The sequence below is a fragment of the Bizionia paragorgiae genome (genome assembly GCF_900107625.1).
In the GTDB taxonomy this organism is placed as follows: Bacteria; Bacteroidota; Bacteroidia; order Flavobacteriales; family Flavobacteriaceae; genus Bizionia; species Bizionia paragorgiae.
The window spans coordinates 14139-36687 of sequence record NZ_FNQK01000006.1 but is presented as its reverse complement, the minus strand read 5'-3'; the positions used below and the strand labels follow the sequence as shown (position 1 = coordinate 36687).

Genomic DNA, 22549 nt, shown 5'->3' with positions numbered 1-22549 from the left:
TTTATAAATTGTCTATTATTTAAAAATAATTCTGATTTTAAACTTTTAGAAGTACCTTTATCCCCAAATTAAAAGCTATGAATCCTTCAACTTCGGGTTGGATAAAAAAATTTGAATCGATAGTCTCACAAAGTGGTTTGTTTTATAACGACTTTAACGAGCTATACCTTAAATTGAGAGAAAACGGCTTTATTTACGGACTTAATATTTATGCTCCAGAGCGCATAATTTTTGAGCACACCTACTCTAAAGATGAAATTGCAAAGGTTAATTTACTTACCGGTTTATACCATACCTATGCGTGCACAACTCAAGATCACAACTTTAACGCCTTCTTAAAAAATGTTCTTCAGTTTTATAAAGATTTAGAAGTTTCAGATTTATCGTTATGGGACAAGCTCTTTATTGGAAGTTCGGACGCTTCGGTTTTAGAACGTCTAATTCATGATCGTGTGCAATTAGATAATAACTTATTAACCCGTAACTTTAATAAAACGGTAACAAATTCTTTAGTGTTTATAGACGTTCTTACGTTTCGTAAACATTTAATGGAAGAGATAAACGTCCATACCTATGCGTCACGTTTAGAAACTATTCTTGTCAATATTACCTATGACGCCTTAAATTATAAGGTTGATAACAACAAAAAGGATATCGATTTTCTAAAAAGTTTACGTGAATCGATCTCATATATAAAAGACGATCGTAATCACTTTAATTTAGATTACCGAATTGCGATAGGGACTAATTTTAATGCTTTCGAGAAAAAATACTTTTTGGATATTGCTTGTTTAGCGATTTGGGAAGACGTTTTTGAAGATGATAAAGCGCATAATTTTGTAAAATCGATTGGTGTAGATATGAACCTTTCGGTAGACGAAATTAACGACTCCTTATACCACCTTGTTGATTTTAATAAAAAACACAAAGCAGAATTTGCTGTTTTTAAAACCTCAACGCCGATTGCTAATTTTTACGATAATTCGTCCAAATTAGTTATGAAATTAATTAAGCGAAATAGCAAACGTATTTTTAAGGAGCTTGTTCAAAGTAAAGACCTCATGGTGCTTTTAACCCAAGCAACCACTAGAGATTTAACGAAAGAAGAGCAAAAAAGGGTACAATCTCAATTGGTCGATATTTTTAAAACCATACCTAGTCTTGCTATTTTTATTTTACCTGGTGGTGCTATATTGTTGCCTATTGTTGTAAAGTTAATTCCGAATATGTTGCCGTCAACGTTCGACGATAATAAAATTGATAAGCTAACAGAGAATCAACCTCCCAAGGAATTAAATGAATAACCCCAATTATTCTAACCAGTTTTTAAACGCTTTAACACGCTCTCTAGCCACAATTATTTCATAATCGTTATAGGTATTCAGCTTAATCTCTAAACGAGAATTGGTATAACTCACCATATCTTTTATAGCATTTATATTAACGTAAAATTTACGATTGACTCTAAAAAAAACATGGGGTTCGAGCTCGAATTCTAAATCTTCTAACGAAGTGTCTATTAAATAGTTTCGGCCTTGTGAGGTATAGAGGTAGGTGCCTTTGTTTTCACTGTAAACACATTCAATATCATCGCTATGTATAAGCTTTAAATGCTGACCAACCTTTACCGAAAAACGTTTTTTATAAGAACGTTCTATCGGATTGACCAATAACTGTTTAATAGCGTTGAAATCTAAAGTCACATGTTGCTTCTCGGGAAGCCGCGTTATATATTTATTTACTGCTGCTTCTAACTCGTCCTGATCTATAGGTTTTAGCAAATAATCAATACTATTAAGTTTAAAGGCTTTTAGTGCGTATTCATCGTAGGCTGTTGTAAAAATAATCGCTGATGAAATAGAAACCGCTTCAAAAATTTCGAACGACAAGCCGTCACTTAATTGGATGTCTAAAAATATGAGATCAGGATGACTATTTTCTTTAAACCAAGCTATAGACTCTTCAACAGAATGCAACATGGTATTCACCTCAATATCCATTTTTTCTAACATGCGTTGTAAACGCCTTGCCGATGGTTTTTCGTCTTCAACAATTAAAACTTTCATTATAAATTCTATTTAAATTATTCCCAGCGGTTATTTTTTGATTTCTCCATATACTCCCGAATTTTACGCTCTTCCCAATCTTTCCCCATGACCATTGTTGGAATAAAAACACTTAACCCATGTGCTAATAATCCGATACCCCAGAAAAACAAAGTGATAAAATTATGCCACTGAAAATAACTCTCCCCTGGGTCTAAATTTTGAATATTAATAATTACAATCATTATATTAATTACAATATAAACTAAAGCATGCGAGTAAAAGCCTTTAATTTTCTTTACTTGTTTTGCAGCTCTTTGGTAGCGTTCCTGTTCTATATATTTAGTATCCATTTTAATTCCAGTTTTTAGTTTGTTGTTCTTTTTCTAAAATTTCTTTTATTTTTCGGTCTTCCCAATTTTTACCAAAGCCGAATACGCCAAATCCGTGAAAAACGACTCCCATTCCCCATCCTAACATCGGGTAGAAAAACCACTTGTGTTCTTCCCATGAGGTTTGATAATTGATAAAAATAATGACAGGTATAATTATACAGTAGGCTATAAGATTTCCATAAAATCCTTTAATCTCTTCTACCCGTTTTCTAGCCTGGTAATAAGCGTCATGTTCGTTAATCTCGTAGTTTGTTTTCATAATAGATAGTTGTTTTGTAAGCATTGGTAAAGCCACTTTAAAAAGCTCTTTACTCTCTATAATACTCACTTTTTTGTTTGTTAATAAGCCATATCGTTGTTTTATATTACTTAACCCAACACCGCTACTTGAGCTTTTTACGACTTGTTTAATTTGTAAATTATTTTCGACCACCAAAAACCCGTTCTCTTCATAAATAGTAATATGCAGCGGTTTGTTACTGTTTACAATATTGTGCTTTACAGCGTTTTCTAGTAACAATTGTAGCGATAATGGTACAACCTTACTCTCTGGGTTATTTGCCTGTTCTGGGATGGTAAATACCAAGCTATCTTCAAAACGCATTTTTAAAAGTGACATATAAGTTTTAGCAAACTGTAACTCTTGATCTACCGATACTAAATCCTTATTTTTTTGCTCTAATACATACCTGTAAATTTTGGATAGACTTGTTGTAAACCGCTGTGCATTCTCCGGATTTTCTTCAATTAAACTTGTTAATACATTTAGGCTGTTGAAGAGAAAATGAGGATCTAATTGATTTTTTAAGGCATCAAACTTCGCACTCGCTGTACCCGCAATAACCTTTTGCTCTTTAATTTTTTGCTTTTGTTTACGGTTATAGAAATACACAAAGTGAAAAACGATAACTATACTTAAGGTAATCCATAATCCAAACTGATAATCCTTAAGCGTTTCGTGACTTAAAAAATGTAAAAATGTATTCCCCATATAAACCACAGAGGTAAATAGTCGCAATAAAAACAATCCTATTAAGGTTAAAATTGTCGACCCTATTACTCCGATGGCAATACGTTTAACTCCATCTTTTTTCTTCCAATCTAAACCTTCTAAATAGGAGAAGTAGAACATATTTGAAAACCCTAAGACAAAAGCATATAACTGGTAAAACCCAAAACTGATTAAAAAATCGGACGAACTTTTATAGTTAAAATCCCCAAAAAACAAACTCCCTAGCACAAAGACTAAGCAGCCTATGGCAAACGTGATGATACTATTTTTTAAGAGATTTTTCATTAGTAGTCTGTTTTCTAAATTAAAGTACATTCAGGATTAAAGGTAAAAAAAGTTAAGCGCGACGTTTACTTATTTTAAGATTTCTTACTGTTACAAGACATAGCATCAACTAGCACTACTTGTTCTGAACACAAAAATGCAGAATTAGAGTTGTCTTTTTTAATAGTTACGACTTTATTTTCTTCTCGTTCACATTTTTTTTCCGAAGTGAGATACGCGGCAAGCATAAGAGAAATTAATACGGCAATTTTAATCATAATAAATGGTTTTAAAGGTTACAGCAAATATCTAACAGTAACAGAGATCATAAAAAAAGTGATTACCGAACTGTATTTTTTTACTTCTGAACTGCATTTACATGGTACATTTTAAAAAAATGAGTAACTTATACAGTGAAAACGTCTGTATTTATGATTTCCGTTAAAACTGTAGAGTATATTGTTCTTGGCATCATTGCCTGTTTAATGGCACTCAATATTGTTTTAAATTTTAATCGCTCTAAAAACGATACTGTAAATGTTATTCTCAAAAATTGGGCATATAACAAATACTTCTTTATTACTTTTTTTTGGGGCGTTTTAGGTGGACACTTTTTTTTGGGTTCTAGAATGCCTTTGTTTGGATCAAATTGGTGGCTCCCGGTGGTTCTATTGGTAATTATCGTAGTGATTATGATACGTATAGGAAGGCGACTGCCCTCAACCTATATTTTAAAACGACGTTATCAAATCATTTTATTACTATCGGGCGTGCTTTATGGGCATTTTATTTGGTCGCAACGCCATTTACCTAATATAGATTTACCTTGGTTTTAAAGCGTATTCCCTATGATAAAAAGTATTCAACAGTTTTTAAATAATACCCAGCTCATAAAACGCATTCAGTATTTTTTGATAGCCATGTTTGTGCTATTAATTGCTTTAGACGTGTATTTAGCTGTAGATACAATCGATAATAATACCATAAGTAGTATTATAAAAAACAACACCGACAACGGCTTATTTGTTCTTACTTATTTTTGGGGCGCTGTTGCTGCTAATCTTTTTTTTACAACACGAGGTGTAAAATTAGTCAGTCCTACTGTGGGCACCATTATCCTATTTTCTATCGCCCTAATTATTATTGTGTTTAATTTAGGTAAACTGGTTACCGATTTTATGGAAGACCACTATTATGGTATTTACCGATACTCCATATCTATGGTTTTTGGAATCGCTGTGGGTTTACTGTTTTGGAGGCAAGAAGGCAAAGCAGTATAAAATAGTGCAATACATCATCCTATCAACCGGGTTCACCAATTGCCCACTTTTAAATAATAAGGACTTCTAAATTCCCCCTACTAAAACATCATAAACACACCCTGGTATCTTACCGCTCTATTAAATTTAGTTTTATATGCTCTATCCTTCATATTTTTGTAATTTGCATAAAAAGATAAGATGAAAAGATTGTTATTAGTATTTAGTATTTGCATTCTATTTGTGAGCTGTAATAATAAAACAAATGTGAGTTCTATCGATCCTATTAATTGGAATAAACGAGCCATTCCCCTTCCTAAAACAGATTCTTTAATTAATGGAAAAACCTATTTGTCTGTATATTCAGAAATTTATGGTTTAACCGAACATCGGACTCAAAATCTAACGGCTACAGTTAGCATAAGAAACATAAATCCGAAGGACACGCTTTATATTAACAAAGCACAATACTTTAATACTAACGGAGAACCAACAAGAACCTATTTTTCGAAGACGGTTTTTGTTAAACCCCTTGAAACAATCGAAATTATAATTGACGAAAGAGACAAAGAAGGTGGTACTGGAGCTAATTTTATATTCGATTGGAGTAAAACTAGAGAAGACATACACGACCCGTTTTTTGAAGCTGTAATGATCTCTACAAGTAGCCAACAAGGTATTTCGTTTACCACTCAAGGTATAAAGATTTAAAACCACGGCGATCACAATGTACACTAAACCCAACGAGTTTATATCCTCATTTAATTAAACACACTACACGTCTTATTAAAAATATAAATATTTAACACACTTTTTTGTTTATTAAAAGTTAATTATTCACCAATCTAAAATTTTATTGCAGTAGCTTTGTATTGTGAAAATGTCGATTAAAATATTTAGCTTTTTATTTGTATTTGCATGCTGTTTTACAACGGTTAATGCAAACACAGAGCTATTTGCATGTAATACTATTGCGTATTCTAATGACTCCACCCACGACATAGATAAGAGTACAATTCGTACCGACTCGTTTACTATTCACTCCAAGGATTACGAACGTGTTATTACACAGCACCTAGGTACGACAACTCCTCTTTTTATAAAACATACGAAGACAGATTCGGCTATCTTAAATCATAGTAGCTATTTGTTTGCCCTAGTACACACTAAATATATTCAGTATTTAAAAGCCTGTCATCTCAATTTTATAACTACTGATATTATTTATCCCTTTCACGCCTTCTGGTAAACCCTTTTAATTATTTCGGAGCTGTAAAACAGCAAATATAAGTGCCTTTAAAACAACAAGGCAGCAATACTTCTATCAAAATAATTAAAATATAAAATACTATGGACTTAGGAATGATTACCATATCTGGTACACTAATATTATTAGTGGTAGTACCCTTAACTTTAATGCAATTACAAAAAAGAAAGAAGGAACAAGCACTTTTAAATGCTCTAAAATCTCTTTCAAAACAACACCACTGTTCGCTAACACATTACGACCTTACTAGCGACTTTGCTATTGGTATCGACCAAGTAGCAAAAGCCCTGTTTTTCTATAAAAATACGGCACATGAAAACAGATCGAAACACATTGCGTTAAAAGACTATTCAGACTGTAAAATTTCAGAAGAAAGACAAAACACTAAGAACACTACTTTAGGAGATATTACAGCGTTAAGTTTAACCTTAACTCCAAGAGACAATTCAATAACTCCCGAATACATAAACTTTTATAATTCTGACGAGAACTATCAACTAAATGGAGAAATCGACTTAATAAAAAAATGGAACGGACTACTAGTGTCTACCATAAAGTAAAACAGTTCGAACATAATAAAAGCCCTAATACTAACTATTAGGGCTTTTATTTTTATATGTTTTTACAAATTCTAAATGAATAAAAGTATATTTAACCCTCTGTTACAGCCCTTAACGGAATGCACTAAACCATCACATCAATGAAACCTATACAAACGACCACATTCTTAGTTATTTTTGTAATCCTAGTTTTTTTAGAAACTGTAATAGCCAACTTAGAAGGGTTCGATTCACTCCACTTTATTTCAAAACCCCTAATTTTAAGCGCTCTTATTACTTACTTTTGGCTGACTACCAAGCCTACAAACAAACGTCTAAAACAGTTAACACTAATGGCGTTGTTTTTTTCGTTAGTCGGCGATGTTTTACTACTATTTGTGTTTAAATCAGAGTTCTTTTTTATTGGTGGTTTACTCGCCTTTTTAGTGGCACATATACTCTACTGCCTTCTTTTTTTAAACCAGCGTAATTCCAGCTTAAAACCCTATGGAGTTATAGTCCTCTTTGCCATCTATGCTATAGGGCTGTTCGCCATGTTATACCCTGGATTAGGAGACTTACTAATTCCGGTAATTGTTTATATGCTCGTTATTATATTAATGGGAGTTACAGCATACTTAAGAAAAGAAAACGTGTCAAGCCTAAGCTTTAAACTCGTTTTTATTGGCGCTCTTTTGTTTATGCTTTCAGATAGTATATTAGCACTCAATAAGTTCTATACACCAATACCCTATTCGAGTTTTTCTATCATGTTAAGCTATGCCCTAGCACAATTATTAATTGTTTTAGGCATAAAAAAACAACTCGAATAGTCTTCTATTTTTTTGTGTACGGTCTAATAATAAGTCGGGACGCTTTATCAAAATTAATGTAATTATAGGTCCAATTAAAAAACACAATCACTTTATTTCTAAAGCCGACAAGCGACATTAAGTGAACAAACATCCAGACAAACCAAGCGAAAAACCCACCAAACTTATAATGCTTAAGGTCTACCACCGCTTTATTTCGTCCAACGGTCGCCATAGACCCCTTGTCTTTATAAACAAACTTCTTTAAAGGCTTCCCTTCGATTAGTTTAATAATATTTTTTCCTAAAAGTTTTCCTTGCTGAATTGCAGGTTGTGCTAATTGCGGATGTCCTTTCGGGTAGGCTTCAGTTTGCATACACGCAATATCTCCCAAAGCGAAAATGGAATCGTAACCTAGCACTTGATTGTACTCATTTACTTTATAACGATTTGCCTGTTGAATTAAGGCTTCTGCTTTTAGTCCCTTAACAGGTTTACCTGTAACTCCTGCTGCCCAAATTAAGGTTTCTGATTCTAAAAATAACGCTGTGTTAGTAGTCACCGTTTTTCCATCATAATTACTTACTAGGGTATTACAGTGCACGTTTACTCCTAGTTCCTTTAAAAAACACTCTGCTTTTTTTGAGGCGTGTTTACTCATTGGAGGCAACACACGATCTGCTCCTTCCAGCAAATGAATCTCCATAGCACTAGAGTCTAAATCTTTATAATCACGAGGTAAAATATGGTTTTTTAGTTCTGCAATTGCTCCTGCCAACTCCACACCAGTAGGACCACCTCCTACAATAACAAAATTTAAGAGCGCTAAACGTTCTTGTTTAGACTTTGTAATTGCTGCCTTTTCAAAATTTTGAAGAATTAAACTCCTAATATTTAAAGCTTGCGGCACCTGCTTCATGGGCATACTGTGCTTTTCGACCTCTTTATTACCAAAATAATTAGTCCGCGTTCCCGTTGCTAAAATGAGATAATCGTAGTTAAGAGTACCAATAGTAGTTTCTACTGCTTTCTCTTCAGGATGAATTTGTAGAACATCGGCTAACCTAAAAAACGCTTTATCATTCTTTTTTATAATTTTTCGTAAAGGGTATGCAATAGCGTCAGGTTCTAAACTAGCTGAAGATACTTGATAAAGTAAAGGCTGAAAGGTATGGTAATTATGCTTGTCAAATAAAACCACTTGCACGTGTTTATCTGCTAATGATTTAGCCATACTTATACCGGCAAATCCTCCTCCTACAATAACAATTCTAGGGTCCTTTGTATCTGGAATATTCATACTACTTAAAACGTATTATTTAGCGTAAAGATAGAGAAGCGACACTATTTATACTTTTATTTTTAAAATTAATTTATGTACTTGTAACAATTCATACCTTTAGACTACTTATACAATACCTAACTAAACACTTTGAATAAAGAACTTGAACATAGTTTTATAGAATTGCTGGAAGAGCATCAAAATATTGTGCATAAAGTTTGCCGCTTATACACGAATAATTACGATGCTCATAATGATTTGTTTCAAGAAATCACCATACAACTTTGGAAAGCCTATCCGAAATTCCGTGGGGATTCTAAGTTTAGCACTTGGATGTATCGCGTAGGCTTAAATACAGCAATCACCTTATATAGAAAATCAAAACGACAAGTAAAAACTCAGGAATTTGATGCTGTACAATTTAAGATTAAAGCTGAAGATTATGATAACACCGAAGAACAGCAACTAAAACTATTATACCAAGCGGTCTATCAGCTTGACGATATTAATAAAGCACTTGTCTTTTTATATTTAGAAGACAAAAGCTATAAGGAAATAAGCGAAACTCTAGGAATTAGTGAGGTAAATGCAAGAGTGAAAATGAATAGAGTAAAAAACAAATTAAAAACAATATTAAATCCGTAATATATGGATGAGTTAGAATTATTAAAAAAACATTGGAAAAGTACAGGCGATAGTGATCAAAAATTATCGGCTAAGCAGTTATATCCTATGTTATTAAAAAAGTCGTCTTCAATTGTGAAAACGCTTTTTTATATCAGTATTGCAGAGCTCGTGTTTTGGATATTGATTAATTTCCTTCCGATGCTTTCTACAAGTTATTTAGACGACTTGGAACAAGTATATGGCAATAATATTGTGCTGATTGTGCTTTCTGTAATCAGTTTCGGAGTGGTTTTGGTTTTTGTATATCTCTTATATAAAGCCTACAAAAACATTTCGGTTACCGATAATACAAAACAACTTATGGCGAGTATTTTAAAAACGCGAAAAATTGTAAAATACTACGTCATTTACAACCTGACTATGATTTTTATTAGTGTACCCATAAGCTTGTATTTTACCTCGCTAAACGACACTGCTTTACACGACAAAATTATACATTTTACAACCACACAAACCATAGTGTTTTACCTTATTACCTTTGTTTTAACGGGAATATTTGTACTGGTTTTCTGGTTATTCTACAGGTTGATTTACGGTATACTACTACGCCGTTTAAATAGAAACTATCTTGAACTTAAAAAGTTAGAATTATAGTAGTCGCTATATGTAGACGGCTTTTTATTATAATCGATTATAAATAAAAACTCCTGATACCGTGTTACGGTTATCAGGAGTTTTTTTATTTCTAGAAATTGCTAAAAGCGTATTAGCTTAATTTTCTAACCATTCTCTTTGTTTGTTAAGCTCTTCTTTTGCTATTAATTCCTCTTGAGGAATCACCTTTAAAAATGAAGGGTGTTGCTCTATAGCATATTCTATTTTTTCAACGATAGAATCGATAGTTTCATTCTCATAGTCAATTTCCAAAGGCTGTTTAATTTCGAAAGATTGATACACATTTTTCTTCTTAACGCGTAATCCTTTCTTATCAAAAGAACGTCTAAAACCGTCAATTACAATCGGCACAACCACAGGTTTATACCGCTTAATAATATGAGCAGTTCCTTTTCTAATCGGCTTAAACGGTGTTGTCGTACCTTGCGGGAAGGTAATAACCCAACCATCATCTAAGGCCTTACTAATTGCAGAAATATCACTCATTTTCACCTGCCTGTTAACATCCTTACCTTCACTTCTCCAGGTACGTTCAATACTAATCGACCCAACGTAAGCCATTATTTTAGGTAATAATCCAGAGCGCATGGTTTCTTTGGCTGCCACATAATACATATTTAATTTTGGCTGCCATAAATAACCGACATTCTTTATAGAATCATCCCTACCACTTAAACTCGCATTAAAAACGTGAAACATTGCAACAACATCTGCAAAATACGTTTGGTGATTAGAGATAAACAATACGTTTGTATCTGGTAAGTTTTTTATTACATCCGAGCCTTCAATTTGCAGTTCGTTAAAACCTCTAAAGCGCCTATGAGAAAGCACTCCAAGAATTCTTATCAACCATTTTTTAACGAATAAATTGTGGCCAAAAGGATTTTTATCAAATAAACCCATAGTTATATTAAGTTGTTATTATAAAAGCAAAGGTAAAAAATCAAGGCTATTTAATAGCAGTCTTTAACAAGTCTTTTACCTCACTAAGCATCATAGCGGTCGCTCCCCAAACCAAAAAATCATTTAACTTATAAGCGGGCACTGCAACTTTTACATTGTAAGAAGTTGACACCTGCTTAGTTACTACATTTTCCTCATTAAAAAAATCGGCGAGTTTAACAGTTAAAATAGCCTCTACTTCTCTATCCTGTTTTATAAATTTAGGGGTCTCCTCTACAATACCTATAAAGGGTTTTACGTGAAAATTACTTGGCGGTATATACAAAGAGGTCATTTCTTTAACCACTTTAATACGGTTTTTAGAGACACCAATCTCCTCTTCTGTTTCTCTTAACGCCGCCTGCTTATCAGTTTCATTAGCTTCCAATTTACCTCCTGGAAACCCCACTTGTGCCGAGTGCACGCCTTTGTATGATTTTCGAAGTATTAATACAAATTCCGTTTCATAATCAGCATTGGGATAAAAAAGGGCCATAACAGCCGATTTCTTCGCCTTCTTTATCAATTCTTTTTGTTTATTGATAAGCTCTTGACGATACGGAGGAGACATTTTAAACTGTGATGTTTCGGCTGGAACTGGTAAATTTTCTATTTTTACGCTTAGTTTTAAAAATTCATTAAAATTCATATCACACGAGCCTTTTTTTGGCATTAAAATTCAAAAACACCTCAATACATGAGATTTTTCTTATTTCTATTTTTTACTCTTTTAGTCTTTAACTGTGAAGATAAAAAAACTAAACCAAAAAAAACCACCAATACCATTACAAAAACAGACACTAGTGTAACAGAACCCCCTAAAGTAAAACAGGACAGTATTTTAACTTTAGAAGAAAAATACTTACCGCTTAACGATACTAATGCCATGGCTTTTTTTTCAGAATATGAGAAAGAAAATCCAGAAACTAAAGTGAGATTATTTACCGATTTTGGGACTATAGATATTGAGTTGTTTGAAAACACAGAATACCATCGTGCTAACTTTATTTTTTTAACGAAGAATAAAGTATTTGATGGCACACAATTTCACCGTGTGGTAAAAAACTTTGTTATTCAAGGAGGGAGTTCAGACGACAAGGAGGTCTTAAAAAAACGAGGACGTATAGGGCGTTATTTATTACCTCCCGACACGCGACATGATCATAAACACTATCGCGGTGTCATATCTATTCCGAGTAGTGAAATTGAAGACGCCTACAAACTAGCATCTCCTTACGAGTTTTTCATCACTCAAACCAATCAACACCACCTAGACGGCCTGTACACCATTTTCGGAAAAGTAATCAAAGGAATGGATGTTGTAGATAAAATTGCCGAGGTAGAAACCGATGGTGGCGATTGGCCGCTTCGCAATGTATACATAAATAAAGTAGTCGTTTTAAAATAGGTTTGAAAAGGCATATTTCTTATATTCACTCACTTAATTTAATTCCCATTTAAACACTATGAAACCATACGTAAAAGCGATTATTTGTAGTCTTTTAATTTCTACAACGAGTTGTAAAGACAATCAGTCAGAAACCGAGACACCTCATTTAAATAATGAAGCTATGAGTACTAATTTGTTATTACAAGAATGGACTGGACCATATAATGGCGTACCTGCATTCGATAAAATGAAGGTGTCAGCTGTTAAAGAAGCCATGGAAACAGGAATGACTTTGGGCTTAAAAGATATTGAAGCCATTGCAAACAATCCTGAAGCTCCTACTTTTGAAAACACTATTGAAGCCTTTGAGCGCGCCGGTAAAGAATTAAACCGTGTATTTGCCTATTATGGTATTTTTAGTAGCAATATGAGCTCTCCAGAGTTTAGAGACGTTCAGAGTGAACTAGCTCCGAAATTATCGGAATACTCCTCTAAAATCAACCAAAACACGGCCTTATTTCAGCGTATAAAAACAGTTTATAAAAACGCCCAAAAAACACCTTTAGACTCTGAAAAACAACGGGTTTTAGAACTAATCTATAAGCGTTTTGAAATGAACGGTGCTGAATTGGATGATGCTAAAAAGAAGCGTTATGCTGAAATAAACAAAGAGCTCTCTTCTCTTTATACCGATTTCGCTAATAATGTATTACACGACGAAGAAAATTATATTACCTATTTGGAGAAAGACCAACTGGGTGGTTTATCACAAGCCTTTATTAAATCGGCAGCAAAAATTGCTAAGGACAACGGTGAGCCAGAAAAATATGCGATTACCAACACACGATCGTCTGTCGATCCGTTTTTAACGTATTCTACCGAAAGAAAATTAAGAGAAAAAGTTTGGGATAATTATTACTCTCGAGGAGATAATGGCGATGCTTACGATAACAACGCTATGATTGCTCAGATTTTAAAACTTCGTAGAGAACGCGTAGAACTCTTAGGTTACGACAATTACGCACAATGGCGTTTACAAGATCGAATGGCTAAAACTCCTGAAAACGCTATGGAATTAATGATGGCGGTTTGGCCGGCTTCTATTGCTAGAGTTTCCGAAGAGGTAATAGACATGCAAGCCATTGCGAAGAGAATGAACGATGATATTATTATAGAGCCATGGGATTACCGCTACTATGCCGAAAAAGTACGTCAGGAAAAATATGATTTAAATAGTGACGAAGTCAAACAATATTTACAATTAGACAAACTTACCGAAGCGTTGTTTTATGTTGCAGGGCGTTTGTTTAATTACGATTTCAAACCTGTGGAAGACGGTACTGTACCTGTATTTCATGAGGATGTGAAAGTTTGGGAGGTTACCGATAAGTCTAATGGAAAACACATAGGGTTATGGTATCTCGATCCGTTTGCAAGATCTGGAAAACGTTCTGGTGCTTGGGCAACGACCTATAGAAGTCACACTACTTTTGACGGACCAGAAACGGTTCTAGCCTCTAACAATTCTAACTTTGTTAAACCGGCACCTGGAGAAGCTGTTCTTGTTTCATGGGATGATGCAGAAACTTTTTTCCATGAATTTGGTCATGCCCTACACTTTTTCTCTAGTACTGTTGCTTATCCAACATTAAATGGTGGCGTTAGAGATTATACCGAGTTCCAATCGCAATTATTAGAACGCTGGTTATCTACAGACGAAGTGATCAACACTTTTTTAGTACATAACGAAACTGGAGAATCTATTCCAAAGGAGTTAGTCGAAAAAATAAAGAAAGCCTCAACCTTTAATCAAGGATTTGCGACTACCGAATATTTAGCTTCTGCTTTAATGGATATGAAATTACACTTAGCCGATCCAGAAACTATAGATGTGGATAGTTTTGAACGTAAAACTTTAGCCGAATTAAACATGCCTAAGCAATTACCTATGCGTCACAGAACACCTCATTTTGGTCATGTGTTTTCTGGTGAAGGCTATGCTACGGCCTATTACGGTTATATGTGGGCAGATGTATTAACAAGTGATGCTGCAAAAGCCTTTAAAAATGCTCCAGGAGGATTTTATGACAAAGCCCTTTCGAATAAGCTAGTGAAATATTTATTCGCACCAAGAAATGCTATGGATCCTGCTGAAGCCTATAGAAAATTTAGAGGGAGAGATGCTAAAATTGAAGCATTAATGCGAGACCGCGGATTCCCTGTTTCAACGGAAGAGTAATATATTTAAAGACTAAATAATAGACACTAAAGCCCTGCAGAATTAGTTATTCTGCAGGGCTTTTTTATTGGTTTTCTCAAGCTGCTTTTAAAGACAGCAGCCCACTAACTAATTTATAACTCTGAATGGAATGCCTAGGACTTCCGAAGAAAACTTAGGCGCTATGCTTTTCCGTAAATATTAGGCAAACTAATTTTAAACTTTACTGCTAATAATCGCACAGAAATCACCACACAGCCGGCTACAATAAAAACCACATCTTCTTCAATGGGTAGTTTACTCATTAAAAAGTAAGCTATACCCCCTAAAATACACGCTGTTGCATAAATTTCTTTTCTAAAGATAATAGGTATTTCGTTACATAATATATCGCGAATCACACCACCAAAACAGGCAGAAATAGTCCCTAAAGAAATACAAATAAGTGGATGTAATCCCGCATTAATTCCTTTTTCCACCCCCACTACAGTATACAGTCCGATACCAATGGTATCGAAGAGAAACAAGGAAGTTCGCAAATAATCAATTTTATTTCGGATTAATATTGTGATGGTCGCAGTTATAGCTACCACATAAATAAATGTCATATCCCGCATCCAAATAACTGGCGTTTCATTTAAAAGAATATCTCTTAAAGTTCCCCCACCAACAGCGGTGACAAAAGCGATAATAAAAATCCCAAACGGATCCATCCTTTTATTTAACGCTACCAAAACTCCCGAAATTGAAAATGCGATAGTCCCTATTATATCTAAAATGTAAAACATTATGTGTTTTGAGTATAGTAATTATAATCTTTAATTACTGTGTTTATAAAATCTATAGGTTGTTCATTAGGCTCAAGTTTCATAACTGCTATCAGCCTTTCATACAATTTATTAATAACATTATGTTGCTTTTTTTTCAGGGCTTGGTCATACACGTTTTTAATGATTTGCATTTCAGAATCTGAAAACAAGGTCACTTGAGGGTATTTTGGTTTATAATCTATTGGCAACTCTTTTAAAATGGTATCGTTAATATTTATTCTTCGTTTCTCAGAAATCACAGTGGTTCCAGCTGCGATATCCCCTAGCCGCTGACCATTACCTTTTATCAAAATAATTACCACTGCTAAAGCTCCACTAGTTAAAACAACATCGACCACCCTTAGAATCCAGCGCACGAAATAATTAGCGAATCCGGGCTTAGAGCCATCTAGTTTAACCACACGTGTTTTTAAAACATGTTTCCCTACGGTTAACCCGTCCCAAAAGGTTTCTAATAAAACATAATATAAAAAAGCTGGAAGGGAAACTAACAAATAAATAGCCCAAGCATCTCTCATATCAAGATCTAAAGCTATTAATAACAAGAACGCAGCAAAACCGTAAAAAAATATAACACAACTATCTATAATGTATCCGAGCATACGATCGAGCACGGGAGCTGCGTTTTGGCTGATGGCTACATTTTGAGCTGTTTCTATTTGAAATTCCTTCATATTTTCTTTTCTTTGATAGCAAATACTTCTAATCATGCGCGAAGCAGCTTTCGTCAAGCAAAATAAGGATAAATGGTTAACATTTGAAAATGTTCTATCAAATAATATATCTATTCAACCCGACGCGCTTTCTAATTTGTATATTGAAGTTACCGATCATCTGAGTTATGCAAAAACATTTTACCCAAACAGTAATACGGTTTTGTACTTAAATGAATTGGCATCCAAAGCGCATCAAAAAATTTATAAGACGAAAAAAGAACCTAAAAACAGGTTGATAACATTCTTCACAAAAGAATGCCCTTTACTTTTTAAGCAACATCACCGCGAATTACTTATAGCTTTTCTAGTGTTTACATTATTTGTTATTGTCGGCGCTTTTTCGGCGGCTAACGAAGGGGATTTTGTACGCGCTTTTTTAGGAGATGGTTATGTAAATATGACCTTGGAGAATATTGAAAAAGGAGACCCCATGGGAGTGTATAAGCAACAAGGGGAGTTTAATATGTTCTTAGGGATAACACTAAACAATATAAAGGTAGCTTTATTTGCATTTGCATATGGTATCTTGTTAGGTATAGGCTCGCTTTATATTATGATGCAAAACGGTATCATGCTTGGCAGCTTTCAGTATTTCTTTTACGACCAAGGATTGCTTTGGGAATCGGCTCGTACGATATGGATTCATGGTACTATAGAAATTTCAGTGATTATAGTTGCCGCCTGCTCCGGATTAGTTGTCGGCAATGGCATGCTTTTTCCTGGAACTTATACGCGGTTAGAATCTTTTAAACGCGGTGTTAAAAATGGTCTCAAAATATTAATGAGTACTATACCCTTTTTTATAATTGCAGGCTTTTTAGAAGGATTTGTTACGCGACACACAGAAATGCCCGATTGGCTTGCTATATTAATAATTAGCACATCGTTAGGTCTTATAATATTTTACTACGTTATTTATCCTATTCAATTACACAATAAACATAAAACCCCAACTTACCATAACCCCATTTAATATGAAACAATACATTGAATTTAAAGCACAACGCGATTTAGGTCAAATAATTACCGATACGTTTAATTTTATTAGAAACGAGTTTAAACCTTTTTTTGGTTTAATCCTTCAAGTAGTCCTACCGTATTTACTAGTTATGTTTGCTGCTCTAGCCTTTTATTTTTATAGCGTAGGAAGTTTAACCAATTTAGTGGACGACAATGCGCTTTTTGATGGTAGTACGACCTCTATTCTTACTATGCTAGCTACTTTTCTTATTTTAATAACAACCGGTATAATCGCTTATGTATTAGCTCATTCTACAGCACTTTACTATATTAAATCGTATGTAGAAAATAAAGGTGTTGTCAATACCGAAATTGTAAAAACTAATGTAAAAAACAGCTTTTGGAAATTTGTAGGCCTAGGTGTTATAGTAGGTCTAGCCGTTACTTTTGGTTTTTTACTCTGTGTGATTCCTGGAATCTATGTATTTGTCCCTTTAAGTATTTCATTCTCTCTCATGGTATTTAAAGATCAAAGTGTATCAGACGCTTTTAGCAACAGCTTTAATTTTATAAAAAACGAATGGTGGATGTCCTTTTTAACAATTTTTGTTGTAGGAATCATCGTTAGCGTTATCGGATCAATATTTAGTGTTCCTGCAATGATATACGGCATCATTAAAATGGGTGTGTTCTCAGGGGAGGTAGACCCTACAGGCCAAGCTGGCTTATTTCAAGACCCCGTTTATATTATTCTTAATGTACTATCGTATGCTCTTAAATATTTCTTGAATTTCATCTCCATAATCGCTGTCGTATTTATTTACTTTAATATTAACGAAAAGAAAAACTTCTCTGGTACTTTCGACCGCATAGATTCGTTAGGTAAAACAGAATAAACTTTATGCCCTACATTAAGTACCTTTTTCTTTTCCTGTGTTTAAGCACCTCAGTTTTTGCTAAGCAAGATACTCTTGTCTACGACAAAGAGGTGCCTTTTATTCAACAACAAAATATTACAGAATCAGATTTAGAAACTTACAAAAACGATAAAAATTTTGACTATACCGAAGTGGATACATCCGACAATTGGTTTGTTAAACTAAAACGCTGGTTTAGGAACCTACTTTTCAAAGTAATGGAATACCTTTTCGGTAATGTGGCTGCATCAGGAATCGTTAAGTTTATATTTCAAGTCGTCCCCTATATTATTCTAGCTATACTGGTTTTTCTATTAATAAAATTTTTCTTGAAGGTGAATGCGAGAAACATAATACAAGGCAAGCAAAACAAACCTGAATTTGAATTTACAGATGAAGAGCACATTATTAAAAATGAAGACATTAATGCTTTAATAACACGTGCTATTGAGCAAAATAACTACCGATTAGCTATTCGTTATTATTATCTTTTAGCCCTAAAGGAATTAACTGATCACAACGTTATAAAATGGGAGCAAGATAAAACCAATGCCGATTACATAAATGAAATTGAAAATAAAACCCTTCAAACAAATTTTAAACAAGCTACCAAAATCTATGATTATGTCTGGTACGGGGAATTTACTGTTGATGCCATTAAATTTGAAAGCCTAAAAAAACCTTTTAACCAATTAAGTAAACTAAGCTCAAATAAAATTGGATAGAAAAGGAAAAATATACGTCGCTTTAACTGCATTGGTAATACTTTTACTAGTGGTCGCAGAGTACTCAAAACCTAAAGAAATAAATTGGTTCCCTACGTACACCAAACATCATAAAATTCCTTTTGGGACCTATGTTTTTCACGATCAATTAGAACGTATTGTTAGTAAAAAACATTTTATAGATGTCGAAACTCCTCCTTATGAGTATCTGAAAAAAGAGGCTATTTCAGGAACTTATTTTTTTGTAAATGACGTTGTTAATTTTGATGAAGCAGAACTAAACAGTCTTTTAGAATGGACAGCTAAAGGAAATACTTTGTTTGTAGGTTCCTCGCAGTTTGGAACTCAACTTCTAGACACCCTAGGATTAGAACAAAGTATAATTAGTAACTTTAATAATATTAACAACTCCTTTGATCTGTATTTAAACCACGGCGATCTAAATAAAAGCTTGGATACTTTTAGCTTCGACAAGGCTGGTTTTGTTCATTATTTTGATAAGTTAAATAACAAAACTACTCAAGTAATTTCGTTAATAGATAATGCCACAGAAGACACTCTTAGCAGTGATAAAACGCATTACCCAAACACCATCAAACACAATTTTGGGAAAGGCACAATTATACTGAGTTTGTTTCCGCAAGCCTTTACGAATTATTTTATTTTAAACACACCAAATCAAAATTTTACGGCAGGAATTTTATCTTATTTAGACACATCAAAGCCCTTGTACTTTGATAATCATTATAAATCGGGTAAAAAGGTAAGCCTCTCCCCGATGCATGTCTTTTTGAATAATACAAACTTGAAATGGGCATACTACATCATGTTAATTGCTGTGTTATTTTATGTTGTTTTTGAGGGAAAACGCAAACAACGAGCGGTACCAGTAATTGAACCTTTAAAAAATCAAACTGTCGACTTTACACGTACTATTGCGAATATGTATTACGAAAACGGACAAAACAATGCTATTGCAAAGCATAAAATTCAGCATTTTTTAGAGTACATCCGTACCCATTTACACTTAAATACGAATACTATAAATACTGTATTTATTACTAATTTGGCGGCAAGAAGTAATAATACCTTAGCAGATACACAAGCGCTTTTTAATTTAATAGAAACGATTACGAATCAAGATAAAACGAGCGTTGAACTGATACAAAAGTTAAACACTTCAATAGAACTATTTAAATCCAACAACGAATGGAAAATCAAGACTTAGAGTTTAATAATAGGATACAATTAGAATCACTACAAGCTGCGGTGAACGCTATAAAAGAAGAACTTAGAAAGGTTATTGTTGGTCAGGATACCTTTGTCGAATTACTTATTGCGGCCTTGTTAGCAGATGGCCATGTGCTTATTGAAGGTGTTCCTGGAATAGCAAAAACGGTGACCGCTAAACTGTTTGCAAAAGTTTTGAAAACCGATTTTAGCAGGATTCAATTCACACCCGATTTAATGCCTAGTGATGTACTAGGAACATCGATTTTAAACATGAAATCTTCGGAATTTGAATTTAAAAAAGGCCCTATCTTTTCTAACATTGTTTTGATTGATGAAATTAACCGTGCTCCAGCAAAAACACAAGCTGCTTTATTTGAGACTATGGAAGAGCGTCAAGCCACAATAGATGGAACCACCTACCCTTTTGCCGAGCCGTTTATGGTATTAGCAACTCAAAATCCGATAGAACAAGAAGGTACTTATGCGTTGCCAGAAGCACAGTTAGACCGTTTCTTATTTAAGATAAAAGTCGACTATCCGTCTTTAGAAGATGAAATAAAAATCATTCAAACCCATCATGAACGCAAAGGAAAAAAACCACAAACACTAATACACCCGATTTTAAATACTATAGATTTAAAAGACTATAAAGAGAAAACACAAGCTGTTTTAGTAGAAGAAAAAATAATAAAATACATTGCGCAACTCGTTTCTAATACTAGAAATCACCCGCATTTATATTTAGGAGGATCACCAAGGGCGTCACTAGCAATTCTAAATACCGCAAAAGCTTTTGCGGCTATTAACGGAAGAGATTTTGTTATTCCTGAAGATGTAAAGAAAGCTTTAAAACCCGTTCTTAATCACCGAATCATTTTAACACCAGAACGTGAAATGGAAGGTATGACTACCGAAAATGTAATAGATATGATCGAACAATCGGTAGAAGTACCTAGATAACATCCAATAAAGGTTTAAAAACAAGACTTCAACACCTATGAAATTTATAAAATCGCTATACTTACATAAAGCCTTTTTTGTCTATTTGGCAAGTGCTTCAGTATGCTTTTTATTATCCTTTTGGATACCTTTCTTGTATCCTATTGCATGGGTTTTGGTTTTAATTATAGCCCTCTTGTTTGTAGTCGATCTAATCATTTTATACCGCTACAATAATGCCATTTCAGCCTCGCGCTTATTACCGGATAAATTCTCTAATAGCGATAGTAATACAGTCCCAATATCCTTAACAAACCACTACCCTTTTAAGATTGAATTGGATATTATAGACGAATTACCAATACAATTTCAAAAACGAGATTTTTCATACCAATCCACTGTGAACCCTAATCAAACCATAGATTTTAACTACAGTGTGCGTCCGGTAGATCGCGGAGAATATGTCTTTGGACACTTAAACGTTTACACCTCTTCAAAATTAAAAATTGTAAAGCGGAAGTATCAGTTTCAAAATGAGCAAATGGTGGCTGTATATCCCTCATTTATCCAAATGCAGAAATATGATTTTTTAGCCATCAGTAATAACCTTACGGAGTTTGGCTTAAAGAAAATTAGACGTATTGGAAACACCTCAGAATTTGAACAAATAAAAGATTACGTTCACGGCGATGATTTTAGAACTGTAAATTGGAAAGCCACGGCAAAACGCGGACAATTAATGGTTAACCAGTATCAAGATGAAAAATCACAGCCTATATACTCTATTATTGACACCGGCCGTGTCATGAAAATGCCATTTAATGGTTTAAAACTATTAGATTACGCTATCAACTCAGCCTTAGCATTTAGTAATGTCGCGTTAAAAAAACACGATAAAGTCGGGTTATTAACCTTTTCAAAAACAATAGAGTCCTTTTTACCGGCAACCCAAAAACTAAGCAATTTAAACGTTATACTCCAACGCTTGTACAATATCAAAACACAGTATTATGACAGTGATTATGGTTTATTATACGCACAATTAAAGCGAAAAGTTACTCATCGAAGTCTGTTGATATTATATACAAACTTCGAACATATAAGCGCACTAAAACGTCAGCTCCCCTACTTACAAGCCATTTCTAAAAACCATTTATTGGTGGTCGTTTTATTTGAGAACACAGAACTTGATGCTATTATTTCAGAATCGGCAGAAGATCTCCAAGCGATTTATCATAAAACCATAGCTGAGAAATTTACCTATGAAAAAAGATTAATGGTTAAAGAACTTCAAAAACACGGTATACAAAGTATCTTAACACCGCCCGAAAATCTAACGGTAAACACCATAAACAAATACCTAGAAATTAAATCTAGAGGCTTATTATAAGCAGTATAACAGACGTTTATCCCAATTATAAGCCGTTAAACCACAAATCACTATTTTATTTTTAAATATTCTTTTTTTTAGCATATCTTGTTAAGGCTATTAATTTAACCCA

The 22549-nt window shown here is 33.8% G+C and carries 26 protein-coding genes; 17 read left to right on the top strand and 9 right to left on the bottom strand.

What is annotated here, in order from left to right; translation table 11 throughout:
* The first annotated feature begins 77 nt into the window (after nt 1-77).
* Complete coding sequence (locus tag BLV64_RS05450) at nt 78-1304, top strand: LETM1-related biofilm-associated protein (protein ID WP_092133187.1); 1227 nt, start codon at nt 78-80, stop codon at nt 1302-1304.
* Between the two features lie 6 nt (nt 1305-1310).
* Here BLV64_RS05450 and BLV64_RS05445 read toward each other — a convergent pair whose 3' ends face one another.
* From BLV64_RS05445 to BLV64_RS05430, 4 genes are all read right to left on the bottom strand, one after another.
* A complete protein-coding gene (locus BLV64_RS05445; protein WP_092133186.1) occupies nt 1311-2066 on the bottom strand; it encodes a LytR/AlgR family response regulator transcription factor in 756 nt (251 codons plus the stop codon).
* Nucleotides 2067-2083: 17 nt separating this feature from the next.
* Complete coding sequence (locus BLV64_RS05440; protein WP_092133185.1) at nt 2084-2398, bottom strand: 2TM domain-containing protein; 315 nt, start codon at nt 2396-2398, stop codon at nt 2084-2086.
* Between the two features lies 1 nt (nt 2399).
* Nucleotides 2400-3737: a 2TM domain-containing protein gene (locus tag BLV64_RS05435; protein ID WP_092133184.1), complete on the bottom strand. Its 1338-nt coding sequence runs from the start codon at nt 3735-3737 to the stop codon at nt 2400-2402.
* Between the two features lie 74 nt (nt 3738-3811).
* Nucleotides 3812-3994, bottom strand: a complete 183-nt coding sequence (locus BLV64_RS05430) for a hypothetical protein (protein WP_092133183.1) — start codon at nt 3992-3994, stop codon at nt 3812-3814.
* A gap of 153 nt (nt 3995-4147) precedes the next feature.
* Here BLV64_RS05430 and BLV64_RS05425 point away from each other — a divergent pair, with 153 nt between their 5' ends.
* The 6 genes from BLV64_RS05425 to BLV64_RS05405 all read left to right on the top strand — a co-directional run bounded on the left by BLV64_RS05425 (nt 4148) and on the right by BLV64_RS05405 (nt 7614).
* The gene (locus BLV64_RS05425) at nt 4148-4552 is read left to right on the top strand and encodes a hypothetical protein (protein ID WP_092133182.1); all 405 of its coding nucleotides are present in this window, start codon (nt 4148-4150) and stop codon (nt 4550-4552) included.
* Nucleotides 4553-4564: 12 nt separating this feature from the next.
* Nucleotides 4565-4996 (top strand): hypothetical protein, encoded by a 432-nt coding sequence (locus BLV64_RS05420; RefSeq protein ID WP_092133181.1) that lies wholly within the window; start codon nt 4565-4567, stop codon nt 4994-4996.
* A gap of 180 nt (nt 4997-5176) precedes the next feature.
* A complete protein-coding gene (locus tag BLV64_RS05415) occupies nt 5177-5686 on the top strand; it encodes a DUF3124 domain-containing protein (RefSeq protein WP_092133180.1) in 510 nt (169 codons plus the stop codon).
* A gap of 169 nt (nt 5687-5855) precedes the next feature.
* Nucleotides 5856-6224: a hypothetical protein gene (locus BLV64_RS14460; protein ID WP_143034133.1), complete on the top strand. Its 369-nt coding sequence runs from the start codon at nt 5856-5858 to the stop codon at nt 6222-6224.
* Between the two features lie 101 nt (nt 6225-6325).
* The gene (locus tag BLV64_RS05410; RefSeq protein ID WP_092133179.1) at nt 6326-6802 is read left to right on the top strand and encodes a hypothetical protein; all 477 of its coding nucleotides are present in this window, start codon (nt 6326-6328) and stop codon (nt 6800-6802) included.
* A 140-nt stretch (nt 6803-6942) separates the two neighbouring features.
* The gene (locus BLV64_RS05405; RefSeq protein WP_092133178.1) at nt 6943-7614 is read left to right on the top strand and encodes a lysoplasmalogenase; all 672 of its coding nucleotides are present in this window, start codon (nt 6943-6945) and stop codon (nt 7612-7614) included.
* A 4-nt stretch (nt 7615-7618) separates the two neighbouring features.
* On the opposite strand, the gene BLV64_RS05400 is transcribed toward BLV64_RS05405, so the two are convergent.
* A complete protein-coding gene (locus BLV64_RS05400) occupies nt 7619-8893 on the bottom strand; it encodes an NAD(P)/FAD-dependent oxidoreductase (RefSeq protein WP_092133177.1) in 1275 nt (424 codons plus the stop codon).
* Nucleotides 8894-9025: 132 nt separating this feature from the next.
* Here BLV64_RS05400 and BLV64_RS05395 point away from each other — a divergent pair, with 132 nt between their 5' ends.
* Entirely contained in the window at nt 9026-9520 is a 495-nt protein-coding gene (locus BLV64_RS05395) for an RNA polymerase sigma factor (RefSeq protein WP_092133176.1), read from the top strand.
* A 3-nt stretch (nt 9521-9523) separates the two neighbouring features.
* Nucleotides 9524-10156: a hypothetical protein gene (locus tag BLV64_RS05390; RefSeq protein ID WP_092133175.1), complete on the top strand. Its 633-nt coding sequence runs from the start codon at nt 9524-9526 to the stop codon at nt 10154-10156.
* Nucleotides 10157-10273: 117 nt separating this feature from the next.
* Here the strand turns inward: BLV64_RS05390 and BLV64_RS05385 are convergent, their stop codons facing one another.
* On the bottom strand, nt 10274-11080 hold the full coding sequence (locus BLV64_RS05385) for a lysophospholipid acyltransferase family protein (protein ID WP_092133174.1): 807 nt from the start codon (nt 11078-11080) through the stop codon (nt 10274-10276).
* Between the two features lie 46 nt (nt 11081-11126).
* Nucleotides 11127-11768 (bottom strand): NUDIX hydrolase, encoded by a 642-nt coding sequence (locus BLV64_RS05380; RefSeq protein WP_092133318.1) that lies wholly within the window; start codon nt 11766-11768, stop codon nt 11127-11129.
* Nucleotides 11769-11816: 48 nt separating this feature from the next.
* On the opposite strand from BLV64_RS05380, the gene BLV64_RS05375 reads away from it, so the two are divergent.
* Complete coding sequence (locus tag BLV64_RS05375) at nt 11817-12527, top strand: peptidylprolyl isomerase (RefSeq protein ID WP_092133173.1); 711 nt, start codon at nt 11817-11819, stop codon at nt 12525-12527.
* 58 nt (nt 12528-12585) lie between these two features.
* Complete coding sequence (locus BLV64_RS05370; RefSeq protein WP_092133172.1) at nt 12586-14748, top strand: M3 family metallopeptidase; 2163 nt, start codon at nt 12586-12588, stop codon at nt 14746-14748.
* 161 nt (nt 14749-14909) lie between these two features.
* On the opposite strand, the gene BLV64_RS05365 is transcribed toward BLV64_RS05370, so the two are convergent.
* Nucleotides 14910-15515 carry a trimeric intracellular cation channel family protein gene (locus BLV64_RS05365; protein WP_092133171.1) on the bottom strand — a complete coding sequence of 202 codons (606 nt, stop codon included), beginning with the start codon at nt 15513-15515 and terminating at the stop codon, nt 14910-14912.
* Nucleotides 15515-16231, bottom strand: a complete 717-nt coding sequence (locus BLV64_RS05360; RefSeq protein ID WP_092133317.1) for an RDD family protein — start codon at nt 16229-16231, stop codon at nt 15515-15517. Before BLV64_RS05360 ends, BLV64_RS05365 begins: the two co-directional genes overlap by 1 nt.
* A 34-nt stretch (nt 16232-16265) precedes the next feature.
* Between BLV64_RS05360 and BLV64_RS05355 the strand changes: the two genes are divergently transcribed.
* The 6 genes from BLV64_RS05355 to BLV64_RS05330 are packed head-to-tail and all read left to right on the top strand — an operon-like array spanning nt 16266 to nt 22437.
* The gene (locus tag BLV64_RS05355) at nt 16266-17246 is read left to right on the top strand and encodes a stage II sporulation protein M (RefSeq protein ID WP_092133170.1); all 981 of its coding nucleotides are present in this window, start codon (nt 16266-16268) and stop codon (nt 17244-17246) included.
* A 1-nt stretch (nt 17247) separates the two neighbouring features.
* On the top strand, nt 17248-18129 hold the full coding sequence (locus BLV64_RS05350) for a hypothetical protein (RefSeq protein ID WP_092133169.1): 882 nt from the start codon (nt 17248-17250) through the stop codon (nt 18127-18129).
* Between the two features lie 5 nt (nt 18130-18134).
* Nucleotides 18135-18875 carry a DUF4129 domain-containing protein gene (locus BLV64_RS05345; RefSeq protein ID WP_143034132.1) on the top strand — a complete coding sequence of 247 codons (741 nt, stop codon included), beginning with the start codon at nt 18135-18137 and terminating at the stop codon, nt 18873-18875.
* Nucleotides 18868-20103 carry a DUF4350 domain-containing protein gene (locus tag BLV64_RS05340; protein ID WP_092133168.1) on the top strand — a complete coding sequence of 412 codons (1236 nt, stop codon included), beginning with the start codon at nt 18868-18870 and terminating at the stop codon, nt 20101-20103. The genes BLV64_RS05345 and BLV64_RS05340 overlap by 8 nt, the downstream gene beginning before the upstream one ends.
* Nucleotides 20085-21068 (top strand): AAA family ATPase, encoded by a 984-nt coding sequence (locus BLV64_RS05335; RefSeq protein ID WP_092133167.1) that lies wholly within the window; start codon nt 20085-20087, stop codon nt 21066-21068. The genes BLV64_RS05340 and BLV64_RS05335 overlap by 19 nt, the downstream gene beginning before the upstream one ends.
* A 37-nt stretch (nt 21069-21105) precedes the next feature.
* The gene (locus tag BLV64_RS05330) at nt 21106-22437 is read left to right on the top strand and encodes a DUF58 domain-containing protein (protein WP_092133166.1); all 1332 of its coding nucleotides are present in this window, start codon (nt 21106-21108) and stop codon (nt 22435-22437) included.
* Nucleotides 22438-22549: the final 112 nt, after the last annotated feature.

Bases quoted from the DNA above. Each gene is read 5' to 3' on its own strand.
- BLV64_RS14460 (WP_143034133.1), top strand. From the start codon at position 5,856: ATGTCGATTAAAATATTTAGCTTTTTATTTGTATTTGCATGCTGTTTT.
- BLV64_RS05335 (WP_092133167.1), top strand. From the start codon at position 20,085: ATGGAAAATCAAGACTTAGAGTTTAATAATAGGATACAATTAGAATCA.
- BLV64_RS05420 (WP_092133181.1), top strand. From the start codon at position 4,565: ATGATAAAAAGTATTCAACAGTTTTTAAATAATACCCAGCTCATAAAA.
- BLV64_RS05355 (WP_092133170.1), top strand. From the start codon at position 16,266: ATGCGCGAAGCAGCTTTCGTCAAGCAAAATAAGGATAAATGGTTAACA.
- BLV64_RS05350 (WP_092133169.1), top strand. From the start codon at position 17,248: ATGAAACAATACATTGAATTTAAAGCACAACGCGATTTAGGTCAAATA.
- BLV64_RS05375 (WP_092133173.1), top strand. From the start codon at position 11,817: ATGAGATTTTTCTTATTTCTATTTTTTACTCTTTTAGTCTTTAACTGT.
- BLV64_RS05410 (WP_092133179.1), top strand. From the start codon at position 6,326: ATGGACTTAGGAATGATTACCATATCTGGTACACTAATATTATTAGTG.
- BLV64_RS05445 (WP_092133186.1), bottom strand. From the start codon at position 2,066: ATGAAAGTTTTAATTGTTGAAGACGAAAAACCATCGGCAAGGCGTTTA.
- BLV64_RS05400 (WP_092133177.1), bottom strand. From the start codon at position 8,893: ATGAATATTCCAGATACAAAGGACCCTAGAATTGTTATTGTAGGAGGA.
- BLV64_RS05415 (WP_092133180.1), top strand. From the start codon at position 5,177: ATGAAAAGATTGTTATTAGTATTTAGTATTTGCATTCTATTTGTGAGC.
- BLV64_RS05365 (WP_092133171.1), bottom strand. From the start codon at position 15,515: ATGTTTTACATTTTAGATATAATAGGGACTATCGCATTTTCAATTTCG.
- BLV64_RS05440 (WP_092133185.1), bottom strand. From the start codon at position 2,398: ATGGATACTAAATATATAGAACAGGAACGCTACCAAAGAGCTGCAAAA.
- BLV64_RS05385 (WP_092133174.1), bottom strand. From the start codon at position 11,080: ATGGGTTTATTTGATAAAAATCCTTTTGGCCACAATTTATTCGTTAAA.
- BLV64_RS05380 (WP_092133318.1), bottom strand. From the start codon at position 11,768: ATGAATTTTAATGAATTTTTAAAACTAAGCGTAAAAATAGAAAATTTA.
- BLV64_RS05405 (WP_092133178.1), top strand. From the start codon at position 6,943: ATGAAACCTATACAAACGACCACATTCTTAGTTATTTTTGTAATCCTA.
- BLV64_RS05425 (WP_092133182.1), top strand. From the start codon at position 4,148: ATGATTTCCGTTAAAACTGTAGAGTATATTGTTCTTGGCATCATTGCC.
- BLV64_RS05330 (WP_092133166.1), top strand. From the start codon at position 21,106: ATGAAATTTATAAAATCGCTATACTTACATAAAGCCTTTTTTGTCTAT.
- BLV64_RS05430 (WP_092133183.1), bottom strand. From the start codon at position 3,994: ATGATTAAAATTGCCGTATTAATTTCTCTTATGCTTGCCGCGTATCTC.
- BLV64_RS05360 (WP_092133317.1), bottom strand. From the start codon at position 16,231: ATGAAGGAATTTCAAATAGAAACAGCTCAAAATGTAGCCATCAGCCAA.
- BLV64_RS05435 (WP_092133184.1), bottom strand. From the start codon at position 3,737: ATGAAAAATCTCTTAAAAAATAGTATCATCACGTTTGCCATAGGCTGC.
- BLV64_RS05370 (WP_092133172.1), top strand. From the start codon at position 12,586: ATGAAACCATACGTAAAAGCGATTATTTGTAGTCTTTTAATTTCTACA.
- BLV64_RS05345 (WP_143034132.1), top strand. From the start codon at position 18,135: ATGCCCTACATTAAGTACCTTTTTCTTTTCCTGTGTTTAAGCACCTCA.
- BLV64_RS05390 (WP_092133175.1), top strand. From the start codon at position 9,524: ATGGATGAGTTAGAATTATTAAAAAAACATTGGAAAAGTACAGGCGAT.
- BLV64_RS05450 (WP_092133187.1), top strand. From the start codon at position 78: ATGAATCCTTCAACTTCGGGTTGGATAAAAAAATTTGAATCGATAGTC.